Source organism: Herbiconiux sp. VKM Ac-1786 (assembly GCF_015350805.1).
GTDB lineage: Bacteria > Actinomycetota > Actinomycetes > Actinomycetales > Microbacteriaceae > Herbiconiux.
Genome location: NZ_JADKSG010000002.1, coordinates 1,440,393 through 1,462,043, shown reverse-complemented (window position 1 = coordinate 1,462,043; position 21,651 = coordinate 1,440,393). Strand labels below are relative to the sequence as shown.

Below are 21,651 nucleotides of genomic sequence, written 5' to 3'. Positions count from 1 at the left end.
GCCACCGACGCTCTATAGCCGTCGGTGGCCGGGATTCGTGCCGATGCGCACGGTGGCGCGGGGTCTCGTGTTTCCGCCCACCTTGGTCCGCACGGAGGTGCGGGCGGGACGGCGACGGCGGCGGCTGCGGGGTCAGAGCACGTGGACGGCGCTCGCGCGCCAGCGCGGGCCGAGCGCCTCGAGGCGCAGGGCCACGGCCCGCGACCGCGCGCGACCGTGCACGATGACGACCGCCTCGACGACACCGGCGCTCGGCTCGCACAGCACGGTCGACCCCATGGTGAACGCGAACCGGCCGGGGGACTCGTCGCGGAGAGCGCGGGCGCGACGTGCCAGCACGACGCGTTTCATCAGGTGCGCGTGCACATCCGTCGACAGCCACCGGGCGATCTGATCGATGTCGCGCGTGCCGGCCAGCACCTCGACCACGCACCGCGCGAGCGTCTCGGCGAGCGGCCGCGGATCAGGCAGCAGCCCCGCGTCACCGCCAGAAGCCCCCGCGCCCGCCCCGGCCCTCACCCGCTCGCCCGCGTCGACGTCCAAGTCCGCGTCCACGTCCAAGTCCACGTCGTCGTCCACGTCGACGCCGTCGTCCAAGTCCTCGTCGTCGTCCACGTCGACGTCGAGGTTCACGTTCGTGTCCATGTCCATGTCCATGACCACGCGGGCGGTCGGGCTCCCGGCCGGATCGATACCCTCGTCGAAGAGCGGCGAGACCGGCGCGGGCGGATCGAACGGCGGTGGGCCGTCGTCGACCAGCACCACGCGCGGACGCCCGCGGCCCGGAGGAGCCGGCGCCCCGAACGCGGGCTCGGCCCGCACTGCGGTCGCTGGAACCGGCGTCACCGCTCCGGTGCGCTCACGCACCGGCGTGGCGGCGAGGGATGGAGAGGTCACGTTGCTCCTTTCGCCCGCATGCTTGAAGTAAGCATTGCTCAACAAGGTGTCGGCGGCTGTACTCAACCAGTGTCGAGATTGCTTGTCCAGATGCGTTTGTGCCCTGTGGAATTCCACCGACGGCGTTCGTCGCTGAGTGGAAATTGCTCATAACGCCCCCACCCGTCCGGATGGTGGACTGTCTCTCGGAACCACACAGGTTCAGATTTCCGGTCGGGGCGCCCCCGTTCCCCCGACTGTCGCAGCCCCGGCCGGAATGAAACTGCTCCCGCGGTCGCTTCGTAGGGAAACGCGGCCGCGGGGGCGCCTCCCGCGCGCGCTCGGACGCGCGGCGAGCGTCGCGATGCGAGCGCTTACGAGAGACGCGCTGCGCCGCGATTACGAAAGACGCGATGCGACGCGATGACGAGAGATGTGACGCGAGCGATTACGAGAGACGCAGCGCGAGCGATTACGGAAGACGCGGCGCGGGCGATTACGAGAGACGCGACGCGAGGCGGTTGCGAGAGTCGAGAGGCGGGCGGCCTGCTCAGGGTGTGCGGAGGGTTCGCGGAGACCGCGCACCGTAGGCTAGAACGCGTGTCAACTCTCAGCGATCTCGTCACCACACACGGCCGTTCCACGGAGGCCGACGTCGAGTGGCTGCACCTGCTCGTCAGCGACTGCCAGCTGCTGGCCGACCTCGCCTTCGCCGACATCGTGCTCTGGGTGCCGACGCAGGAGGGCACCTTCGTGGCCGTCGCCCACTCGCGCCCCTCGAGCTCCGCGACCCTGTTCTACCGCGACTTCGTCGGCCAGACCATCAAGCCCGAGTGGCGCAAGCAGGTCACCGACGCCTTCGAGAGCGCCCAGATCGTCGACACCGCCGCTCCCGACTGGTACGAGGAGACGCCGACCCGCGTCCGCGCCGTCCCGGTGCTCCGTCGCCTCTCGGTGAGCGAGCAGACCACGACCGAGCGGCCCATCGCCGTCATCACCCGCCACACCAACCTCAGCGAGGCGCGCACCCCCAGCCGCCAGGAGCTTACCTTCAACGAGTGCGCGAACGACCTCTTCGCGATGATCTCGGCGGGGGACTTCCCCGACCTCGGCGCTCCGACCGGGCCGCGCCGCGGAGCGCCCCGCGCATCCGACGGTCTGATCAGGCTCGACGTCGACGGCATCGTGACCTTCGCCAGCCCGAACGGCCTGTCGGCGTTCAACCGCATGGGCTTCGCGGGCGAGCTCGAGGGGCAGTCGCTCGCCGAGGTCACGACCGGGCTGCTCGCCGGCCGGCTGATCGTCGACGAGTCGCTTCCGCTCGTCGTGACCGGGCGCGCGCCGTGGCGCACCGACATCGAGGCGCGCGGCGTGACGGTGTCGCTGCGCGCGATCCCGTTGCGCACTCGTGGGCACCGCTTCGGCGCCATCGTGATGACCCGCGACGTCACCGAGCTGCGCCACCAGGAGCGCGAGCTGATCACGAAGGACGCGACGATCCGCGAGATCCACCACCGCGTCAAGAACAACCTCCAGACGGTGGCGTCGCTGCTGCGCATCCAGGCCCGCCGCACCCACTCGGACGAGGCGCGCGACGCCCTCACCCAGGCCATGCGCCGCGTCGCCGCGATCGCGGTCGTGCACGACACCCTCTCCGAGGGCCTGAACCAGCGCGTCGACTTCGACACCGTCTTCGACCGCGTGCTGCTGCTCGTCGCCGAGGTGGCGTCGGCGCACAACACGACGGTGCACCCCAAGTCGACCGGAAGCTTCGGCGTGCTGCCGAGCGAGTACGCCACCCCGCTCGCGCTGGCGCTGACCGAGCTCGTCACCAACGCGGTCGAGCACGGCCTGGCCGGGCAGGAGGGCGAGGTCGAGATCGTCGCGTCGCGCTCCGAGGAGACGCTCACGGTCGAGGTGCGCGACAGCGGAACCGGCCTGCCCGAGGGCAAGGTCGGCTCGGGGCTCGGCACGCAGATCGTGCGTACGCTCATCCAGGGCGAGCTCGGCGGCACGATCGACTGGCACACGATGGTGGGCACGGGCACGGTCGTGACGATCGAGATCCCGACGCGCTGGCTGAAGAAACCCTAGCGCTGCAGCGGCACCTTCCGTGCACTGCGGCCACAGGATGCGCGGCCGCTCCGTCCCCGACGCCGTCGCCCGAGGCACCCATCAACCGACGCGCTCGGAGGCGCGTGAGGTGGGTCGGGGGTGCCGAAGGCGCCCGGACGCGACGACGCCCGGCCTCTGCGTGAGGCCGGGCGTCGGGGCGCCGAGTCGGGGTGCGGGCTAGGAGGCCCGGCGGGCGCGGGCGGCGCGGCGCTTGAGGGCGCGGCGCTCGTCTTCGCTGAGGCCTCCCCAGACGCCGGAGTCCTGACCGGTCTCGAGGGCGTACTGCAGGCACACCTCCGTGACGGAGCAACGTGCGCACACGGCCTTCGCCTTGTCGATCTGGTCGACGGCCGGCCCGGTGTTCCCGACGGGGAAGAACAGTTCGGGGTCGGCAGTCAGGCAGGCGGCTTTGTCACGCCAATCCATAGCGGGAGCTCCTTTGTTGCAGGGTGCTGCGGTCGAATGACCGAGTGATTCGGGTAGAAGGTCAAAGGCACGGTAGACGTTGCAGTCAGATCAGACTGCACCCGCTCACGTCACTGTGAGCAACATTGACCTCAAATATGGTCGCATACTGGTATTTGCAAATCAAGGGTTTTCTCGGGAGTAACAGGCGTGGTTGACGAGGCGAACGACAGACGAACACCCGATGAACGTCTTCAGGGCGACGGCGTCGCTCGCCGCAGGCGCCCTCCGCTGCTCACGCTCCTGGCGGTCATCGTCGGTGCCGAGGCGCTCGTCATGGCCGTCGTCGTCGTCTGGCTGCTGATCGAGCTGCTGACCGAGCAGCCCGCGTCCTACGAGACCGCGCTCGCGATCGTGGTGCTCGCCGCCATCGCGGCCCTCTTCCTCGCCTTCGCGGCCATCCACACCCTGCGCGCCGCCGCCTGGACACGCGCCGGCACCCTCACCTGGCAGCTATTCCAGATCGTGATCGCGATCGGCTGCTTCCAGGGCATCGTCGCGACGCCGGTCGTCGGGTGGTGGTTGCTCGTGCCCGCCCTGCTCGCGCTCGGGCTCCTGTTCACGCCGTCGGTGGTGGCGGCGACCCGCCGCGTCTGACGGGCCCGCCGGGGCCCCGGCGCCCCGGCGCCGCTACGCGTCGATCTTGAGCTTCTTGCGCAGCGACGCCACGTGCCCCGTCGCCTTCACGTTGTAGAGCGCCAGCGTCACGACGCCCTCCTCGTCGAGCACGAAGGTCGAGCGCAGCACGCCCGTGACGGTCTTGCCGTAGAGCGACTTCTCGCCCCACGCCCCGTACAGCTCGTGCACGGCCTTGTCGGGGTCGGACAGCAGCGTGAAGTTCAGCCCCTGCTCCTCCTCGAAGCCCTTCAGCTTCGCCGGCTTGTCGCGCGAGACGCCGAGCACCGTGTACCCGGCGCTCTTCAGCGAATTCAGGTTGTCGCGGAAGTCGCACGCCTCGGTCGTGCAGCCCGGCGTGCCCGCCTCGGGATAGAAGTACACGATGACGCGCTGCCCGCGGTAGTCGGAGAGCGAGCGCTCCACCCCGTCGGCGTCGAGCAGGGTGAAGTCGGGGGCGGGCTGTCCGGCGGCGATGCGCGAGGAGGTGTCGGTCATGCCTCCAGTATTTCCCATCCCTCCGACACTCGGTTCCGCAATCCGTCGGGGCCCGAGATTGAGTAGCAACTACTCCTCACACCCAGCGGATGCTCGCCCCGACCATGGCTCCATGACAATCCGATCCCTACCTCTCGCCCTGGCCGCCGTAGCGGCAGCCCTCGTGCTCTCCCTCACCGGCTGTGCCGGCGGCGGCACGTCCGACCCCACCCGCGCCGTCGGCGACCCCGGCACGTCCCAGGCGGCCGACCCCGGAACGAAGACCGACGTCTTCACGGTCAAACCCGGCGACTGCGTCGACGACACCGACGACGAGAACGTCACGGAGCTCCCGGTCGTCGACTGCGCCGGCCCACACGACTTCGAGGCGTTCACCTCGTTCGACTTCGACCCGGGGGAGTACCCGGGCGATGACGCCGTGCACTCCCAGGCGCAGGAGGCCTGCGCGGCGGCCATGGGCGAGTTCGTCGGCCTCGGCTACGACGACTCGAAGCTCGACGTGCAGTACCTCACACCCACCGAGGACTCGTGGAACGAGCTCGACGACCGCACGGTCGTCTGCCTCGTCTACGACCCCGCCGGCAAGCTCACCGGCACGGTCGAGAACGCCGCGATCTGATCCCTCCGCGCCCCGATCCGGGACTCCCGAACGGTCTCCGGCGGGGTGCGCGACCCTGGTTCGCGAACCTCGCCGGAGCATGCTAATGTTGTCGACTGGCTCACCAAGAGCCACGCACCTCTAGCTCAATTGGCAGAGCAACTGACTCTTAATCAGTGGGTTCTCGGTTCAAGTCCGAGGGGGTGCACCACATCGAAACCGTCCGGTCCTCACCGGGCGGTTTCGTCGTTAAGCGCGCTCTCCCGCACGGCGCGGGGGAGAGGGCGAAGAGGGGCCCGGGGCGGTCGGCTACTGAGTGGCGGGGTGGGGGCTACGTAACGCGGGGGTCGGGGCTACGTAATCGCGTCGAAACGCCCGATGCGGGGTCGAAATTGTGAGTAGAACCTACTCAGGCGCACAGCCCAGGCGTCTGAGAAGGAGAACCCACCATGGCACCTCGAACCGGCGCGACTCCGACGTCGCGCAGCACCAAGCAGGCCCTCTTCGCCCAGGGCGGTCATCGCCTGCACGGCCGCGACCGCGCCTTCGCGCAGACGGTCTCGGCCCTCACCCGTTCCGGCCGGCGATCCGTCGTGCTCGTCACCGGGCGGCCCGGCGTCGGCCGCACGGCGTTCCTCGACGCGGTGGTCGAGGCCGTCGGCGCCGAGCGCGCCGTGCACGTCGTCCGCGGACGGTCCGATCTGCGGAACGTGCCGCTCGGCGCGCTGGCCCCCGTGCTCGCCGTGCTGCCGGTCGGCGCGGGCGACGGCACCGCCGTGGTGGAGTTCCACCGCGCGATGAACGAGCCGGGCATCCTGCTGGTCGTCGACGACGCCGACCACCTCGACTCCGCCAGCCGCTGCCTGCTCGAGCAGATCGTCGACGGCGGCCAGGCCTCCGTGCTCGTGGCGAAGGCCACCCGCGAGCTCCCCGGCGCCACCCGAGGCCGCCGTGGCGGCGCCTCGCGGTCCGCCGCCGAGACCGACACCGACACGGCCACCGGCACCGGCACCGACACCCGCGGCGCGAGCGTGGCCGCTCCGTCCGGCATCGACGAGGCAGCCGAACCCGACGGGGCAGCAGCAGCAGCCGACGCCGGCGTGTTCTGGCGGAACGCCGGAGTCGTGGTCGACCTCCCGCCGCTGTCGGCGGCCGACGCCCACGCGATCGTGAAGGACCGGCTCGGCCGCAGCATCGGCGCCGCCGCCGCCGACGAGATGGTGCGGCTGGCCGCCGGGAGCACGCGCACCCTCGTCGAGCTGGCCGAGGCCGCGGTCGGCGTGTGCGACCTCGCCGACGACGCGGGGGAGTGGCGCACCGCGTGGACGGTGCTGTCCGAGGGTGTCGTCGCCTCGCTCCCCGTGGATCCGCTGGCGGCCGACGAGTTCGTCGGCGACCTCCTCGCGCTGCTCGCGGTGGCCGGCGAGCTGCCGGTCGAGCAGGGCGGCACGTCGGGCGTCAGCGCCCGGGCGACGCGGCTGGCCGAGGCGCAGGGGTACGTGCGGACGCGCACGGGTCAGGGGCGCGTGTGGGTGGGGTTCGCGCATCCGCTCTTCGCCCCCGTGATGCGCACCACCGTCTCGGAGGCCGAGCTGCCCGGGTTCTCGGCCGCCGGCGCCGACATGCTCGACGGCTACCCCGAGCACGTGGTGCGGCGCTCGCTGCTGCAGCTCGCGGCGGGGCAGCCCGTCGCCGCGCCGACCCTGCTCGAGCTGGCCCGGCGGGAGCTCGGCGAGCAGCGCTACTCCACCGCCATCACGCTCGGCGCCCACGCGGTCGCCGGCGGAACGGCCGAGCCCGTGCTGCGCGCCACCGGCGAGTACGTGCGGGCGCAGGCGCTGTCGCAGATCGGCCGCATCCGCGAGGCCAGCGAGTTCTTCGCGGCCGCCTGGCGCGCCGTCGAGCAGGCGGGGGCCGACGCGCCCGAGCTCTTCCTCGCGCAGCTCGCCCAGGCCGAGGGCAACCACCTCGCGTTCCGCACGCTGCAGCCCGAGCTCGCGGTGGCCCGGGTCGAACCGGTGCTCGCCCACATCGGCGACCCGGCACTGCGCGCGCTCGTCGAGTCCGACCTGGTCAAGTGGCGGTTGATGGCCGGGCAGGGCCTCTCGACCGAGCTGGAGTCGATCTCGGTGCTCGGGCCGGTCGAGACGCCCGCCGACCTCAACCTGCTCATCCTCACGGCCACGCTGCACACGATGGGCGGCAACCTCACCCTCGCGGGAGAGGCGGTCGAGCGGGGGCTCGCCGAGTGCGACCGCTTCCGCGACGTGCTGCCCAACGCCCGTGACCTGCTGCAGCTGAGCGAGGTGCTGGTGCTCTCGTTCACGGCGAGGTTCCCGGATGCTCGAGCCGCCGCTCGCGCCAACCTCTCCCGCGCGGAGGAATCGAACCCCAGCGCTCGCGGCATGTGGAAGTTCGCGCTCGCGATGATCGAGCTGCACACCGGGTCGCCGGCGCGGGCGTGGAAGTACATCCAGGAGGGGCGGCGCGACCTCATCTGGCGGGACATCGCCGGCCTGCTGCCGACCGCCGACGCGCTCTCGGCGGCGATCGCCGCCCGCACGGGCCGGTTCGCGATCGCACGGAGCTGGCTCGACCAGCTCACGCCGGCCGAGGTGCGCGACCCCAAGGTCGAGCTGTACGCGTCGCTGGCGCGGGCCTGGGTGTCGGCGTCGGCGGGGCGGCCGGGGTTCGCCATCCGGAGCCTCGGGCCGGCGCTGCACAAGGCGGCCGACGGCGGGCAGCGGTACCTGGCGGCGCTCGTGGCGTACGAGGCCGTGCGCATCGAGCCGGTGGTGGGGGCGACGGTGATGCTGCCGCACCTGATCGCGGCGCGGAGCGCGTTCCCGATCTGCGAGTCGCACGCGCGGGCCGTGATCGCCCGGAACGACGTGCTGCCGATCGCGAAGGAGCTCGGCGAGGCGGGGCTGCTCGGGCCCGCGATCGACGCGGCGCGCTGGGCGGCCGACCACTGCGACGGCGACCTCGTGCGGGCTTCGCGGGCGCATCGGCTGGCCGACTCGTGGACGGTGCGGGCGGGGGTGGCGATGGCGCATCGGCGGCGGCAGACGCATCCGCGGGTCATGCCGCTGACCGACCGGGAGTGGCAGCTCGCGTCGGGGGCGGCGGCGCACCGCACCAGCGCGGAGCTCGCCGCCGAGTACGGGATCTCGGTGCGGACGGTCGACAACCACCTGGCGCGCATCTACAAGAAGCTGGGCATCGCCAGCCGGCGGGAGCTCGCGGCCGAGCTGAGCGCGCTGCAGCTCGAGAACCCGTACGAGGAGTACTCGCTGACGGGGGAGTGACAAGGGAGTCACGGGGAGTGACGGGAAGGCGCGGCGCGCCGGGGTGCGAAGTGGAGTAGCGATTACTCATCACACCCCGGTCGGGTCGCCGCGCAGAATGGCAGAGGCATCACGCCGGGTCATCACCGGCGCGGTCGTCGCCGGCAGAGGCCGGCAGAGCCCCGTTCAATCGTCAGCTCGGGGTGGTGGGCGATCGCGCGATGACCGACGGGTGGGGGCGGCCTTCGGGTGGTCGCCTCCTCCCGTCATCTTCTGCACATCCCTCCTCTTCTGCACATCCATCCTCCGCGCCGTCGCAGCTGTGTCCTCCGGGAGAGGGCGTTGCGGGAGCAGGGCGGGGCGATACTGTGAGAGCCATGACGCAACGTGTCGACACGCTCCTGATCTTCGGAGCCAGCGGAGACCTCACGGCCCGCCTCCTGCTCCCCGGGCTCGCCCAGCTGCTGACCGCACAGCCCGATCGCACGCTCACGCTGATCGGGGCCGGTGGCGCCGAGTGGAGCGACGAGGAGTGGCGGAAGGTCGTCACCGACTCCTTCGCCCAGGTGCACGCGAAGGGCGCCGCCGTCGAGAAGCTGCTCGCCGGCACCCGCTACGTCAAGGCCGACGTCACCGACGCCGGGGCGCTCACGAAGCTGCTCGGCATGGCGACCGGCACCCCCGCCATCTACTTCGCGCTCCCGCCCGCGGTGGCCGCCAAGGTCGTCACCACACTGCAGGGCGTCGACATCCCCGACGGGCTGACCCTCGCGCTCGAGAAGCCGTTCGGCATGGACGTCGAGACCGCCCAGGCGCTGAACGGCGAGCTGGCGAAGCTGGTGCCCGAGAACCAGGTGCACCGGGTCGACCACTTCCTCGGCCGGTCGACGGTGTTCAACATCCTCGGGCTGCGCTTCGCGAACCGCATCTTCGAGCCGCTCTGGAACTCCGAGCACATCGCGAAGATCGACGTCGTCTACGACGAGCAGCTCGCCCTCGAGGGCCGCGCCGGCTACTACGACACCGCGGGCGCCCTGGTCGACATGATCCAGAGCCACCTGCTGCAGGTCATGGCCGTGCTCGCCATGGAGCCGCCGTCGACCCTCGGCCAGGACGACCTCCGCGACGCCAAGGAGCTCGTGCTGCGCGCGACCCACGTCTGGGGCGACGACCCGAAGGAGTCGAGCCGCCGCGCCCGGTACTCCGCCGGCACCATCGACGGCCGCGAGCTGCCGAGCTACGCGGACGAGAAGGGGGTCGACCCGGCGCGCGAGACCGAGACCCTCGCCGAGGTGACGCTCGAGGTGCAGACCTGGCGCTGGAAGGGCGTTCCGATCACGCTGCGCTCCGGCAAGGCGATCGGCGAGCGCCGCCGTCAGATCGTGATCACCTTCAAGCCGGCGCAGCAGGTGCCGGTGGGGCTGACGGGCGTGAGCTCGCCGACCGTGCTGCGCATCTTCCTCGCCCCCGACGCGATGTCGCTCGAGATCGACATCAACGGTCCGGGCGACCCCTACGAGCTCGAGCGCGCGAGCCTCGAGGCCACGTTCGGCGACGGGCAGCTGCTGGCGTACCGCGAGGTGCTCGCGGGCATCCTCGACGGCGACCCGACGCTCGGCGTGCGCGGTGACTCCGCGGTCGAGGGCTGGCGCATCCTGGCGCCGGTGATCGCGGCCTGGAAGGCCGACGAGGTGCCGCTCGACGAGTACCCCGCCGGCAGCGAGGGCCCGAGCAGCTGGACGCCGATCGGCTAGAGGCGGGCAGGCCGCGCGCAGAGCACGCGGCCGACGCGAAAGGCAGAAGCAGAAGCCGAGGCCGAAGCCGCAGCAGAAGCCGAAGCCCGAAAGCTACGCCCGGGTGCGAGCCCCGGCGCTCAGCCGCTTCGCCGCCGCAGCCGCCTCGACCTCGGCGTGGTGCGCCACGAGCGCCCGCAGCGCGTCGTCGTCACGCGGATCGAGGGTCGGAGCATCCTGAACCGCACCCACCGACGCGACCATGCCGGCGAGCCGGCGGTCGACCTCGACACGATCGACGGGCGCGAGCGCGGGCCGGACGGGCTGGGCGATGCGGGCCCGTGGCGTGAAGACGGGCACGGCGACGGGTGCCGGGGCGGCGACCGCGGTCGTGGTCTTGACCGAGATGCCGTGCTCGGCGAGCGTCGCGACGATGTCGCGGGCGACCGAGCGGGCGAGTGCGGTATGGAAGATGTCGTCGGTGTCCACGGAGCTGCGGCGCGTGATCGCGAACGATCCCAGCGGGCCGAAGTTCTCCATCAGGGTCTGGTTGACGAGTTCGTAGAGGCGTTCCTGACTCACAACACTCTCGCGCTGAGCCTTCGCGCGACGCCTCCAGCCGATCATCGCAACTCCCTTCGCGCCACCCTTGTGTGAACAGTGTGCGGGCTGGGCATCCGGGGGGCCATTCGACACGCCGCAGGCACGGGCCCGATGCCCTGATTAGGCTGGAATTCATGGCCATCGAACGAACCTGGACCGCCTTCGCGGTCGCGACCGTCTCCGCCCTCGTCGCGGCACTCGTCGTGACGGCGCTCGTCGCGCTGATCGTGCGCGCCGCCGGTCGGCGCCGGAGGTGGCCGAACGCGCTGGTGCGCCGGGCGCGCATCCCGTTCCGCATCTTCCTGCTCGTGGTGCTGCTCTGGATCGGCGTCGACCTCACCATCCCGGTCGGCGACTACCAGCCCGTGGTCGACCAGCTCTTCCTGATCGCCACCATCGCCCTCGGCGCCTGGCTGGTCTGCATGCTCGCGATGTTCCTCGAGGATGTCGCGCTCGCCCGCTACACGATCGACCGGCCCGACAACCGCATCGCCCGGCGGCTGCGCACCCAGGTGCTGATCCTCCGCCGGCTCGGCATGGCGGTGGTGATCGTGCTCGCGATCGGCGCCATCCTGCTCACCTTCCCGGGCGCCCAGGCGGTGGGAACGAGCGTGCTGGCCTCGGCGGGACTGGTGTCGATCATCGCGGGTCTCGCCGCGCAGTCGACGCTGTCGAACGTGTTCGCGGGCATGCAGATCGCGTTCAGCGACGCGGTGCGGGTCGACGACGTCGTGATCGTCGAGCAGGAGTGGGGGCGCATCGAGGAGATCACCCTGACCTACGTCGTGGTGCACCTCTGGGACGACCGGCGCCTGGTGATGCCGAGCACCTACTTCACCTCCCAGCCCTTCCAGAACTGGACCAGGCGCACCTCCGAGCTGCTCGGCGCCGTCGAGTTCGACCTCGACTGGCGGGTCACGCCGCACGAGATGCGGGAGGAGCTCGACCGCATCCTCGAGCGCACCGACCTCTGGGACAAGCGGGTCTCGGTGCTCCAGGTGACGGATGCGGTGGGCGGCTACGTGCGCGTCCGCATCCTCGTGACGGCCGTCGACGCCCCCACGCTGTTCGACCTGCGCTGCTTCGTGCGCGAGGAGATGATCGTGTGGCTGCACCGCGAGAGCCCGCAGTCGCTGCCGAAGAGCCGCGTGCGGATGGTCGACGAGGAGCCCGACATCAGCCGGAAGCCCGCGCGGGGCGCGAAGCGCGCTCAGGAGGCGTCGGGCCTCTTCCACGGCGACGTCGGCGCCGAGGGCCGGGCGAGCCTGTTCACCGGGCCCATCCAGACCGCGCACATCGACCCCGACGGGCGGTAGGCCGGCTTCAGGATGCGCTGGGCGGCGTCATCGGCTTGCGCGGCGTCTTGGGGGCCGCGGGTGCGTCGGGGGCATCCGGTGTCTCGTAGGGGCGGGTCTGCGTGAGGTCGTCGTCGGCGGGGGACTGCGCGGCGGTCTCGGTCGCGGCCGGAGCCGCCGGAGCCGCCGGATCCGCCGGATCCCCGATCCGCGTCACCGGCCAGGTGAACCGCGGCGACTCCCCGTTCTTCGCCAAGTACACCTGCGCGGCCCGGGTGCCGAACCACAGGAACCGCACCAGCAGCACGATCAGCGCCAGTACCACGAGGAACGCGATGGCCCCCGCGACCAGCGAGAACACGCTGCCGAACACGTGCAGCAGAACCGTGAGCACGCCCCCGCCGGGCCCGTAGCCCATCTCAGTGGCCCTCGAGCTCGCGGGCGTCCTCGTCGCTCTGCAGCACGCTGCCGACCGCGAGGGCCAGCGTGATGCCCCAGCTCAGCCACATCAGGATCAGCCGCCAGTCGCGCGGCCCCTTGCGGGTGGTCTGGATCACCGAGAACCCGCCGATGATCGAACTGATGATGCTGCTGTTCAGGATGAATTTGCGCACGGTCTCCCCGTTCTCGGACGTCGTGCTGCCTACGCTACCCCGGGCCGCCCCGAGGTGCCCCTGGTAGGGTGAGCGAAGGAGATCCGGCCCGGATCCGTGCGGATCCGCTCGCCTCCCGGACTCGCTGAACGGACACATGCCTTCCTCGACAGAAACCTCCGACGAAACCTCCGCCGAAACCCCCGGGGCCTTCCCCTTCGTGGTCGTCTCCAACCGGCTGCCGGTCGACCGGCAGGTGCACGCCGACGGCACGCTGTCGTTCCGCACCTCGCCGGGCGGGCTCGTCACGGCGCTCGAGCCCGTGATGCGCGAGGCCGACGGCGCCTGGATCGGCTGGACCGGTTCGGCCGACGACGAGACCGACCCGTTCGAGCACGACGGCATCCACCTCATCCCCGTCACGCTCAGCGCCGACGACGTCGAGCTCTACTACGAGGGCTTCTCGAACGACACGCTGTGGCCGCTCTACCACGACGTCATCGCGCCCCCGGCCTACCACCGCGAGTGGTGGGAGAGCTACGTCACGGTCAACCAGCGCTTCGCCGACCGCGCGGCCGCGGTCACCGCCGAGGGCGGCACGGTCTGGGTGCAGGACTACCAGCTGCAGCTCGTGCCGAAGATGCTCCGCGAGCAGCGGCCCGACCTCACCATCGGCTTCTTCAACCACATTCCGTTCCCGGCATACGGCATCTACTCGCAGCTGCCCTGGCGCACCCAGATCATCGAGGGCCTGCTCGGCGCCGACGTCATCGGCTTCCAGCGCACGGCGGATGCCGGCAACTTCACGAGGGCCGTGCGCCGCCTGCTCGGGCACCAGACCAAGGGCACCGTGATCGACGTGCCGGTCGAGGCCGAGGCCGAGGTGAAGAGCGCGAAGCACCGCATCTCGCGGGTTCGCGACGACAAGCTCGTCCGCACCGTCGTGGCGAAGGCCTTCCCGATCTCGATCGACGCGGCCCGCTACGAGGAGCTCGCCCGCCGCCCCGACATCCAGGAGCGCGCCCGCGAGATCCGCGAGGGCCTGGGCAACCCGAAGGTCGTCATGCTCGGCGTCGACCGCCTCGACTACACCAAGGGCATCGGCCACCGCCTGAAGGCGTTCGGCGAGCTGCTCGCCGACGGCACGGTCGAGGTCGAGGACGTCACGCTCGTGCAGGTCGCGAGCCCCAGCCGCGAGCGGGTCACCGCCTACCAGAACCTCCGCGACGAGATCGAGCTCACGGTCGGCCGCATCAACGGCGACTTCGGCACCATCAGCCACACGGCCATCAGCTACCTGCACCACGGCTACCCGCGGGAGGAGATGGTGGCCCTCTACCTCGCCGCCGACGTGATGCTCGTCACCGCCCTCCGCGACGGCATGAACCTCGTCGCCAAGGAGTACGTCGCCTCGCGCTTCGACAACGACGGCGTGCTCGTGTTGAGCGAGTTCGCCGGCGCGAGCGACGAGCTGCGCACCGCGCTGCGCGTCAACCCGCACGACATCGAGGGGCTGAAGGAGTCCATCCTGCAGGCGATCGCCATGCCGAAGACCGAGCGGGCGAGGCGGATGCGCGCCCTGCGCAAGCGCGTGCAGGAGAACGACGTGGCGCGGTGGTCGTCGTCGTTCCTCGCCACGCTCACGACGCCCTCCGACGGGCTGGCCCTGCCGAAGGCGAACCAGGCCGCCCCGGTGATCGACACCGACGCCGACGAGGTCGGCGAGTGACCGCCGCCCCCACGGCCGAGGCCCTCCAGCGCCTCGCCGCCACCCCCGTGCTGCTCGTGGCCCTCGACTTCGACGGCACCCTCGCCCCCATCGTCGACGTGCCGGCGGATGCCCGGGCCCTCCCCGAGGCCCGCGACGCCGTGCTGGCACTGCTCGATCTCCCCGACACCCACGTCGCCTACGTCTCGGGCCGGGCGATGGACAGCCTCGCCGCCGTCAGCGACCTGCCCGATCACGCCCTGCTCGCCGGATCGCACGGCGTCGAGGTGCGCACCGAGGGCCGCGTGGCGCTCGACCTGAGCGACGCCGAGCAGGCCGAGCGCGACCGCCTCGAGCCGCTGCTGGCGGCCGTCGTCGAGCCGCTCGACGGCGTCTGGATCGAGGAGAAGCCCGCCGGCTTCGCGATGCACACGCGACTCGCCGATGCCGACGCGACGACGGCGGCCGAGGAGCAGGCGCTCGCCGCCGCCGACGCCGAGGCGCACGGCATCACCGTGCGGCACGGCCAGGACATCCTCGAGTTCTCGGTGCGCGGCACCACGAAGGGCGACGCCGTCGACCGGTTGCGCGAGCAGACCGGCGCGACCGCCGTGCTCTTCGCCGGCGACGACGTCACCGACGAGGACGGCTTCGGCGCGCTGGGCGGCGACGACGTCGGCGTGAAGGTGGGTGCGGGGGACACGCGGGCCGCCTTCCGGGTGGACGGACCCGCCGAGATGGCCGCCGTGCTGGCCGAGCTGGGGAGGCTCCGACGCGACACGGGTGCATGAGCATCCGTTCGGCGGTTCTAAACTACGTAACATGCCCGAAATAGACATGAAGCCTCGCAGCCGCACCGTCACCGATGGGATCGAAGCCCTCACCTCGCGCGGCATGCTGCGCGGCGTCGGCATGGGCGACGGCGACTGGGAGAAGCCCCAGATCGGCATCGCGAGCTCGTGGAACGAGATCACGCCCTGCAACCTCTCGCTCGAGCGCCTCGCGCGGGCCTCGAAGGAGGGCGTGCACGCCGGCGGCGGGTACCCGCTGCAGTTCGGCACCATCTCCGTCAGCGACGGCATCTCGATGGGTCACGAGGGGATGCACTTCTCCCTCGTCTCCCGCGAGGTCATCGCCGACTCGGTCGAGACCGTCATGATGGCCGAACGCCTCGACGGCTCGGTGCTGCTCGCCGGCTGCGACAAGTCGCTGCCCGGCATGCTGATGGCGGCGGCCCGGCTCGACCTCGCCTCGGTCTTCCTCTACGCCGGATCGATCGCGCCCGGCTGGGTGAAGCTCTCCGACGGCACCGAGAAGGACATCACGATCATCGACTCCTTCGAGGCCGTCGGCGCCGTGCGTGCCGGCCGCATGTCGATGGAGGACGCGCACCGCATCGAGTGCGCCTTCGCCCCCGGTGAGGGTTCGTGCGGCGGCATGTACACCGCGAACACCATGGCGAGCGCCGCCGAGGCGATGGGCATGAGCCTCCCGGGCTCCGCCTCGCCGGCCGCCGCCGACCGCCGTCGCGACTACTTCGCGCACCGCTCGGGCGAGGCCGTCGTGAACATGCTGCGCCTCGGCCTCACCGCCCGCGACGTCATCACCAAGAAGTCGCTCGAGAACGCGATCGCCGTGGGCATGGCCTTCGGCGGTTCGACCAATCTCGTGCTGCACCTCCTGGCCATCGCCGCCGAGGCCGAGGTCGACCTGACGCTCGCCGACTTCAACCGGGTCGGCGACAAGGTGCCGCACATCGGCGACCTCAAGCCCTTCGGCCGCTTCGTGATGAACGACGTCGACCGTCACGGCGGCGTGCCGGCCGTGATGAAGGCGCTGCTCGACGAGGGCCTGCTGCACGGCGACGCGATGACCGTCACCGGCAAGACCATCGAGGAGAACCTCGCCGAGATGGACATCGCGCCGCTCGACGGCGAGGTGCTCCGCCCCCTGTCGAACCCCATCCACAAGTCGGGCGGCCTCACGGTGCTGCAGGGCTCGTTCGCCCCCGACGGCGCCGTGGTGAAGTCGGCCGGCTTCGACGCCGACGTCTTCGAGGGCCCGGCCCGCGTGTTCGAGCGCGAGCGCGCGGCGATGGATGCACTGACCGAGGGTCGCATCAACGCCGGCGACGTCGTGGTGATCCGCTACGAGGGCCCCAAGGGCGGCCCCGGCATGCGCGAGATGCTGGCGATCACCGCCGCCATCAAGGGCGCGGGGCTCGGCAAAGATGTACTACTCTTGACAGACGGACGATTCTCAGGCGGCACAACCGGCCTGTGCATCGGCCACATAGCACCCGAAGCGGTCGACGCAGGTCCGATCGCCTTCGTGCGCGATGGTGATCTAATACGGGTCGATATCGCCGCTCGCTCGCTCGACCTACTTGTCGAACCAGATGAGCTTGCAGCTCGCCGAGACGGCTGGGCTCCACTTCCTCCGCGCTATACCCGTGGCGTTCTCGCGAAGTACTCCAAGCTCGTGCACTCCGCTGCGGAGGGCGCGATCACGGGGTGACCCGCGCATCCATCTACCGTGCACTCTGACTGAGGAAACCACCATGTCCACGGACGCCTTCCCCGTGCCAACCAAGAAGTCACCGCCCAGCGCGGAGTCCTCGCCCGAGATCCTCACCGGATCGGGGGCGGTCCTCCGCACGCTCGAGCACCTCGGCGTCAAGGACGTCTTCGGGCTACCGGGCGGCGCGATCATCCCGTTCTACGACGAGCTGATGACGCAGGACAAGATCCGTCACATCCTCGTGCGCCACGAGCAGGGCGCCGGCCACGCGGCCGAGGGCTACGCCTCGGCCAGCGGCAAGGTCGGCGTCGCCATCGCGACCTCGGGCCCCGGCGCCACGAACCTCGTCACCGCGATCGCCGACGCCTACATGGACTCGGTGCCGCTGCTCGCGATCACCGGCCAGGTGTTCTCGCACCTGATGGGCACCGACGCGTTCCAGGAGGCCGACATCGTCGGCATCACGATGCCGATCACCAAGCACTCCTTCCTGGTGAAGCGTCCGGAGGACGTGCCGGCGACCCTCGCCGCGGCCTATCAGATCGCCTCGACCGGTCGCCCCGGCCCGGTGCTCGTCGACATCACGAAGGATGCGCAGCAGAACAAGGCGCCCTTCATCTGGCCGCCGAAGATCGACCTGCCGGGCTACCGGCCGATCACGAAGGCGCACGGCAAGCAGATCCAGGCCGCGGCGCAGCTGCTGGCCGAGGCGAAGAAGCCCGTCTTCTACGTGGGCGGCGGCGTCATCCGCTCCGAGGCGTCGGCCGAGCTGCTGCAGCTCGTCGAGGCCACCGGAGCGCCGGTCGTCACCACGCTGATGGCCCGCGGCGCCTTCCCCGACTCGCACCCGCAGCACCTCGGCATGCCCGGCATGCACGGCACGGTGCCGGCGGTGCTCGCGCTGCAGGAGAGCGACCTGCTGATCTCGCTCGGCGCCCGCTTCGACGACCGCGTCACCGGCAAGGCGAGCGAGTTCGCGCCGAACGCCAAGGTCGTGCACGTCGACATCGACCCCGCCGAGATCTCGAAGATCCGCATCGCCGACGTGCCGATCGTGGGCGACGCGAAGGACGTCATCACCGATCTGACCGCCGCGTGGGCCGAGCTCTCCGGCGCGCCGCTGGAGCTCGACGAGTGGTGGACGTACCTGCGCGGGCTGCAGAGCGAGTTCCCGCTCGGCTACGCCGAGCCGACCGACGGTCTGCTGGCTCCCCAGTACGTGATCAAGCGCATCGGCGAGCTCTCGGGCCCCGAGGCCATCTACGCCTCGGGCGTCGGCCAGCACCAGATGTGGGCCGCGCAGTTCATCAAGTACGAGCGCCCGCACGCCTGGCTGAACTCCGGCGGCGCCGGCACCATGGGCTACTCGGTGCCCGCCGCGATGGGTGCCAAGGTCGCCGAGCCGCAGCGCACCGTCTGGGCGATCGACGGCGACGGCTGCTTCCAGATGACCAATCAGGAGCTCGCCACCTGCACGATCAACGACATCCCGATCAAGGTCGCGATCATCAACAACTCCTCGCTCGGCATGGTGCGGCAGTGGCAGACGCTGTTCTACGACGGCCGGCACTCGTTCACCGACCTGAACACCGGGCACGAGAGCCGCATGGTGCCAGATTTCGTGAAGCTGGCCGAGGCGTACGGCGCACTGGGCATCCGCGTCACGAAGCTCGAGGAGGTCGATGCGGCGATCAAGCTCGCGCTCGAGACCAACGACCGGCCCGTCGTGATCGACTTCGTCGTCTCGGCCGACGCCATGGTGTGGCCGATGGTGCCGCAGGGTGTCAGCAACAGCTTCGTGCAGTACGCCAAGGAGCACGCTCCGGAATGGGATGAGGAGTAGACCATGAGCACCCACGTCCTGAGCCTCCTCGTGGAGGACAAGCCGGGTCTCCTGACCCGCGTCGCCGGGCTCTTCGCCCGCCGCGCCTTCAACATCGAGTCGCTCGCCGTCGGCCACTCCGAGATCCCGGGCCTGTCCCGCATCACGGTGGTCGTCGACGTCGAGGACCTTCCGCTCGAGCAGGTGACGAAGCAGCTGAACAAGCTGATCAACGTCATCAAGATCGTCGAGCTCGACCCGGCGCAGTCCGTGCAGCGCGAGCACCTGCTCGTCAAGGTGCGCGTCGACAACACCACGCGCTCGCAGGTGCTCGAGGCCGTGAACCTGTTCCGGGCGCGCGTCGTCGACGTGTCGACGGATGCCCTCGTGATCGAGGTCACGGGCGACTCCGGCAAGACGCAGGCCTTCATCAAGGTGATCGAGCCCTACGGCATCAAGGAGATCGCCCAGTCGGGCCTCCTCGCGATCGGCCGCGGCTCGAAGAGCATCACCGAGCGCGTCTTCAAGAACTGACCATCTTCACCACTTCGCACTTCACCCAACACAAGGAGAGAAACACGTGACCGAGATCTTCTACGACCAGGATGCCGACCTGTCCCTGATCCAGGGCAAGAAGGTGGCCGTCGTCGGCTACGGCTCGCAGGGCCACGCCCACGCCCTCAACCTGCGCGACTCGGGCGTCGAGGTCGTCGTGGCGCTCAAGGAGGGGTCGAAGTCGACCCCCAAGGCCGAGGAGGCCGGCTTCAAGGTCGTCTCGGTCGCCGAGGCCACCGCGTGGGCCGACGTCATCGTCATCCTCGCGCCCGACCAGCACCAGCGCGGCATCTACGCCCAGGACATCCAGCCGAACCTCGCCGACGGCAAGACCCTCGTCTTCGGCCACGGCTTCAACATCCGCTTCGGCTACATCGAGGCGCCCGAGGGCGTCGACGTGATCATGGTCGCCCCCAAGGGCCCGGGTCACACCGTGCGCCGCGAGTACGAGGCCGGCCGCGGCGTGCCCGTCATCGTCGCCGTCGAGAAGGACGCGACCGGCTCCGCCTGGGCGCTCGCCTGGAGCTACGCCAAGGGCATCGGCGGCCTGCGCGCCGGGGGCATCAAGACCACGTTCACCGAGGAGACCGAGACCGACCTGTTCGGCGAGCAGGCCGTGCTCTGCGGCGGCGTCTCGCAGCTCGTGCAGTACGGCTTCGAGACCCTGACCGAGGCCGGCTACCAGCCGCAGATCGCGTACTTCGAGGTGCTGCACGAGCTGAAGCTCATCGTCGACCTGATGTGGGAGGGCGGCATCGCCAAGCAGCGCTGGTCGGTCTCCGACACGGCCGAGTACGGCGACTACGTCTCGGGCCCGCGCGTCATCGACCCGCACGTGAAGGAGAACATGCAGGCCGTGCTCGCCGACATCCAGTCGGGCGCGTTCGCCAAGCGCTTCATCGACGACCAGGACGCCGGGGCTCCCGAGTTCCTCGCCCTCCGCGAGAAGGGTGCCGCGCACCCCATCGAGGCCACGGGCAAGGAGCTGCGCGCGCTCTTCGCGTGGAAGCAGCAGGACGCGGACTACACGGACGGCAGCGCTGCGCGCTGACCCGCACCACCCCTGAGGGCCCCGGAGCATCCGCTCCGGGGCCCTCTCCCGTTCGCCCGCTGATCGAACCGTCGCAAATCGCCCTCTCACGCCTCTGAGAGGGCGATTTGCGACGGTTCGTTGGGAGCTAGGGGGCGGGGAGGGGCGCGGGGGAGCGGAGGACGAGGCGGGGGCGCACGAGGCGGTGGCGGGGGTCGGTCGTGGGGCCCGCGTCGGGGCGTCCGCGGTGGGCGCCCGTGAGCAGCTCGAGGACGCCGGAGGCGACTTCGTCGAGGGGCTGCTCCACGCTCGAGAGGCCGAGGGCCTGGGCGACGGGGGTGTTGTCGTAGCCGATCACGGGGATCGAGCCGGCCGAGGCGATGAGGGCGCCGAGGGCGAGGGAGTCCGAGGCGCAGACCACGGCGTCGACGGGGTCGACTCCGGGTCGGCCCGCCAGGAGGGCGCGGAGTGCCGCGCCGCCGGGGGTGACGCCGTCGGGGGTCGCGATCGCCAGGGGGGTCAGCTGAGCATCCGTGAGCCCGCCGGCGGCGACCATGGCGTCGTGCCAGCCGCGGCGGCGGTCGTCACCGGTGCCCGAGGGGCTCGGCCAGCCGATGTAGCCGATGCGGCGGCGACCCTGGGCGAGGAGCGCGGTGGTGGCCTCGTGCAGGCCCCACCAGCCGTCGACGTCGACCCAGAGGTGGGTGGGGTCGTTCATGTCGTCGATGCCCCAGGGGCGTCCGAAGGTGACGAAGGACTGGTCGTTGGCGATCAGCCACTCGGTGCGCGGGTCGCCGTGGAAGGTGCTCGTGAGCACGAAGGCGTCGACGTCGGCGCCGTCGCGGAGGCGCGCGAACTGGCGGATCTCGTCGTCGGGGTCGGTGGCCGTGAAGAGCATGACGCGGAGGCCCTGGGCGGCGGCCTGCTCGGTGAGGGCGTGCAGGAAGCGGTCGAGCACGCTGCCCGAGATGCCGTCGGTCATCGGGTCGATACGGATGCCGATGGTCGAGCTCTTGCGGGTGCGCAGGCGCCGTGCGGACTCGTGCGGGCGGTAGCCGAGCTCGGCGATGGCGGTGGTGACGCGGTCGCGGGTGTCGGGACGCACGATGCCGGGGGAGTTCAGCACGTTCGAGACAGTCTGGCGCGAGACGCCGGCGACGCGCGCGACGTCGTGGATGGTGGGGAGTGCGCCCATGCTCACCCTCCCGGTACGTCGGCGGACTGTTCGTTTTACGAGGCTAACACCCGCGCCGGGCATGGTCGTGTTGCTTCCCGGGGGCACCCGGGTTAGGCTGACGGCAGGAATTTGAACGATCAAATTTGCACAAGGAGAACACC

At 70.8% G+C, this 21,651-nt stretch carries 19 protein-coding genes and 1 tRNA gene; 13 read left to right on the top strand and 7 right to left on the bottom strand.

The window, feature by feature from the left end; translation table 11 throughout:
* Positions 1-132: 132 nt before the first annotated feature.
* On the bottom strand, positions 133-1,014 hold the full coding sequence (locus tag ITJ64_RS19425) for an Rv3235 family protein (protein ID WP_194682027.1): 882 nt from the start codon (positions 1,012-1,014) through the stop codon (positions 133-135).
* 462 nt (positions 1,015-1,476) lie between these two features.
* On the opposite strand from ITJ64_RS19425, the gene ITJ64_RS17970 reads away from it, so the two are divergent.
* Positions 1,477-2,970, top strand: coding sequence for a PAS domain-containing sensor histidine kinase (locus ITJ64_RS17970; protein WP_194682026.1), 1,494 nt, complete (start codon positions 1,477-1,479; stop codon positions 2,968-2,970).
* A 198-nt stretch (positions 2,971-3,168) separates the two neighbouring features.
* Here the strand turns inward: ITJ64_RS17970 and ITJ64_RS17965 are convergent, their stop codons facing one another.
* Entirely contained in the window at positions 3,169-3,417 is a 249-nt protein-coding gene (locus ITJ64_RS17965; protein ID WP_077055322.1) for a WhiB family transcriptional regulator, read from the bottom strand.
* A gap of 189 nt (positions 3,418-3,606) precedes the next feature.
* Between ITJ64_RS17965 and ITJ64_RS17960 the strand changes: the two genes are divergently transcribed.
* Positions 3,607-4,053 carry a hypothetical protein gene (locus ITJ64_RS17960; RefSeq protein WP_370545256.1) on the top strand — a complete coding sequence of 149 codons (447 nt, stop codon included), beginning with the start codon at positions 3,607-3,609 and terminating at the stop codon, positions 4,051-4,053.
* A 33-nt stretch (positions 4,054-4,086) separates the two neighbouring features.
* Here ITJ64_RS17960 and bcp read toward each other — a convergent pair whose 3' ends face one another.
* Positions 4,087-4,569 carry a thioredoxin-dependent thiol peroxidase gene (gene bcp / locus ITJ64_RS17955; RefSeq protein ID WP_194682025.1) on the bottom strand — a complete coding sequence of 161 codons (483 nt, stop codon included), beginning with the start codon at positions 4,567-4,569 and terminating at the stop codon, positions 4,087-4,089.
* Positions 4,570-4,681: 112 nt separating this feature from the next.
* On the opposite strand from bcp, the gene ITJ64_RS17950 reads away from it, so the two are divergent.
* From ITJ64_RS17950 to ITJ64_RS17935, 4 genes are all read left to right on the top strand, one after another.
* A complete protein-coding gene (locus ITJ64_RS17950) occupies positions 4,682-5,188 on the top strand; it encodes a septum formation family protein (protein WP_194682024.1) in 507 nt (168 codons plus the stop codon).
* 114 nt (positions 5,189-5,302) lie between these two features.
* A tRNA-Lys gene (locus ITJ64_RS17945) sits at positions 5,303-5,378 on the top strand.
* Positions 5,379-5,616: 238 nt separating this feature from the next.
* Positions 5,617-8,475 carry a LuxR family transcriptional regulator gene (locus tag ITJ64_RS17940; protein WP_194682023.1) on the top strand — a complete coding sequence of 953 codons (2,859 nt, stop codon included), beginning with the start codon at positions 5,617-5,619 and terminating at the stop codon, positions 8,473-8,475.
* A gap of 356 nt (positions 8,476-8,831) precedes the next feature.
* Positions 8,832-10,208: a glucose-6-phosphate dehydrogenase gene (locus tag ITJ64_RS17935; protein WP_194682022.1), complete on the top strand. Its 1,377-nt coding sequence runs from the start codon at positions 8,832-8,834 to the stop codon at positions 10,206-10,208.
* 93 nt (positions 10,209-10,301) lie between these two features.
* On the opposite strand, the gene ITJ64_RS17930 is transcribed toward ITJ64_RS17935, so the two are convergent.
* Entirely contained in the window at positions 10,302-10,769 is a 468-nt protein-coding gene (locus ITJ64_RS17930) for a hypothetical protein (protein ID WP_194682021.1), read from the bottom strand.
* A 155-nt stretch (positions 10,770-10,924) separates the two neighbouring features.
* On the opposite strand from ITJ64_RS17930, the gene ITJ64_RS17925 reads away from it, so the two are divergent.
* Entirely contained in the window at positions 10,925-12,106 is a 1,182-nt protein-coding gene (locus ITJ64_RS17925) for a mechanosensitive ion channel family protein (protein ID WP_194682020.1), read from the top strand.
* 7 nt (positions 12,107-12,113) lie between these two features.
* Here ITJ64_RS17925 and ITJ64_RS17920 read toward each other — a convergent pair whose 3' ends face one another.
* Positions 12,114-12,503 carry a hypothetical protein gene (locus ITJ64_RS17920; protein WP_194682019.1) on the bottom strand — a complete coding sequence of 130 codons (390 nt, stop codon included), beginning with the start codon at positions 12,501-12,503 and terminating at the stop codon, positions 12,114-12,116.
* Position 12,504: 1 nt separating this feature from the next.
* Positions 12,505-12,699 (bottom strand): hypothetical protein, encoded by a 195-nt coding sequence (locus tag ITJ64_RS17915; protein WP_194682018.1) that lies wholly within the window; start codon positions 12,697-12,699, stop codon positions 12,505-12,507.
* A 136-nt stretch (positions 12,700-12,835) separates the two neighbouring features.
* On the opposite strand from ITJ64_RS17915, the gene otsA reads away from it, so the two are divergent.
* The 6 genes from otsA to ilvC are packed head-to-tail and all read left to right on the top strand — an operon-like array spanning position 12,836 to position 20,334.
* Entirely contained in the window at positions 12,836-14,407 is a 1,572-nt protein-coding gene (gene otsA / locus ITJ64_RS17910; protein ID WP_194682017.1) for an alpha,alpha-trehalose-phosphate synthase (UDP-forming), read from the top strand.
* Positions 14,404-15,177, top strand: coding sequence for a trehalose-phosphatase (otsB, locus tag ITJ64_RS17905; RefSeq protein WP_194682016.1), 774 nt, complete (start codon positions 14,404-14,406; stop codon positions 15,175-15,177). Before otsA ends, otsB begins: the two co-directional genes overlap by 4 nt.
* Before the next feature lie 31 nt (positions 15,178-15,208).
* Complete coding sequence (ilvD, locus tag ITJ64_RS17900; RefSeq protein ID WP_179549066.1) at positions 15,209-16,903, top strand: dihydroxy-acid dehydratase; 1,695 nt, start codon at positions 15,209-15,211, stop codon at positions 16,901-16,903.
* 43 nt (positions 16,904-16,946) lie between these two features.
* On the top strand, positions 16,947-18,749 hold the full coding sequence (locus ITJ64_RS17895) for an acetolactate synthase large subunit (protein ID WP_194682015.1): 1,803 nt from the start codon (positions 16,947-16,949) through the stop codon (positions 18,747-18,749).
* A 3-nt stretch (positions 18,750-18,752) separates the two neighbouring features.
* Positions 18,753-19,262: an acetolactate synthase small subunit gene (ilvN, locus tag ITJ64_RS17890; RefSeq protein ID WP_173184088.1), complete on the top strand. Its 510-nt coding sequence runs from the start codon at positions 18,753-18,755 to the stop codon at positions 19,260-19,262.
* 46 nt (positions 19,263-19,308) lie between these two features.
* Positions 19,309-20,334 (top strand): ketol-acid reductoisomerase, encoded by a 1,026-nt coding sequence (gene ilvC, locus ITJ64_RS17885; RefSeq protein WP_194682014.1) that lies wholly within the window; start codon positions 19,309-19,311, stop codon positions 20,332-20,334.
* Between the two features lie 127 nt (positions 20,335-20,461).
* On the opposite strand, the gene ITJ64_RS17880 is transcribed toward ilvC, so the two are convergent.
* Positions 20,462-21,508 carry a LacI family DNA-binding transcriptional regulator gene (locus tag ITJ64_RS17880; protein ID WP_194682013.1) on the bottom strand — a complete coding sequence of 349 codons (1,047 nt, stop codon included), beginning with the start codon at positions 21,506-21,508 and terminating at the stop codon, positions 20,462-20,464.
* Positions 21,509-21,651 lie beyond the last annotated feature (143 nt).

What these genes read in the sequence shown, in the direction of transcription:
- ITJ64_RS17965 (WP_077055322.1), bottom strand. Translation starts at nt 3,417, where the DNA reads ATGGATTGGCGTGACAAAGCCGCCTGCCTGACTGCCGACCCCGAACTG.
- bcp (WP_194682025.1), bottom strand. Translation starts at nt 4,569, where the DNA reads ATGACCGACACCTCCTCGCGCATCGCCGCCGGACAGCCCGCCCCCGAC.
- ITJ64_RS17950 (WP_194682024.1), top strand. Translation starts at nt 4,682, where the DNA reads ATGACAATCCGATCCCTACCTCTCGCCCTGGCCGCCGTAGCGGCAGCC.
- ITJ64_RS17940 (WP_194682023.1), top strand. Translation starts at nt 5,617, where the DNA reads ATGGCACCTCGAACCGGCGCGACTCCGACGTCGCGCAGCACCAAGCAG.
- ITJ64_RS17935 (WP_194682022.1), top strand. Translation starts at nt 8,832, where the DNA reads ATGACGCAACGTGTCGACACGCTCCTGATCTTCGGAGCCAGCGGAGAC.
- ITJ64_RS17925 (WP_194682020.1), top strand. Translation starts at nt 10,925, where the DNA reads ATGGCCATCGAACGAACCTGGACCGCCTTCGCGGTCGCGACCGTCTCC.
- ITJ64_RS17920 (WP_194682019.1), bottom strand. Translation starts at nt 12,503, where the DNA reads ATGGGCTACGGGCCCGGCGGGGGCGTGCTCACGGTTCTGCTGCACGTG.
- otsA (WP_194682017.1), top strand. Translation starts at nt 12,836, where the DNA reads ATGCCTTCCTCGACAGAAACCTCCGACGAAACCTCCGCCGAAACCCCC.
- ilvD (WP_179549066.1), top strand. Translation starts at nt 15,209, where the DNA reads ATGCCCGAAATAGACATGAAGCCTCGCAGCCGCACCGTCACCGATGGG.
- ITJ64_RS17895 (WP_194682015.1), top strand. Translation starts at nt 16,947, where the DNA reads ATGTCCACGGACGCCTTCCCCGTGCCAACCAAGAAGTCACCGCCCAGC.
- ilvN (WP_173184088.1), top strand. Translation starts at nt 18,753, where the DNA reads ATGAGCACCCACGTCCTGAGCCTCCTCGTGGAGGACAAGCCGGGTCTC.
- ITJ64_RS17880 (WP_194682013.1), bottom strand. Translation starts at nt 21,508, where the DNA reads ATGGGCGCACTCCCCACCATCCACGACGTCGCGCGCGTCGCCGGCGTC.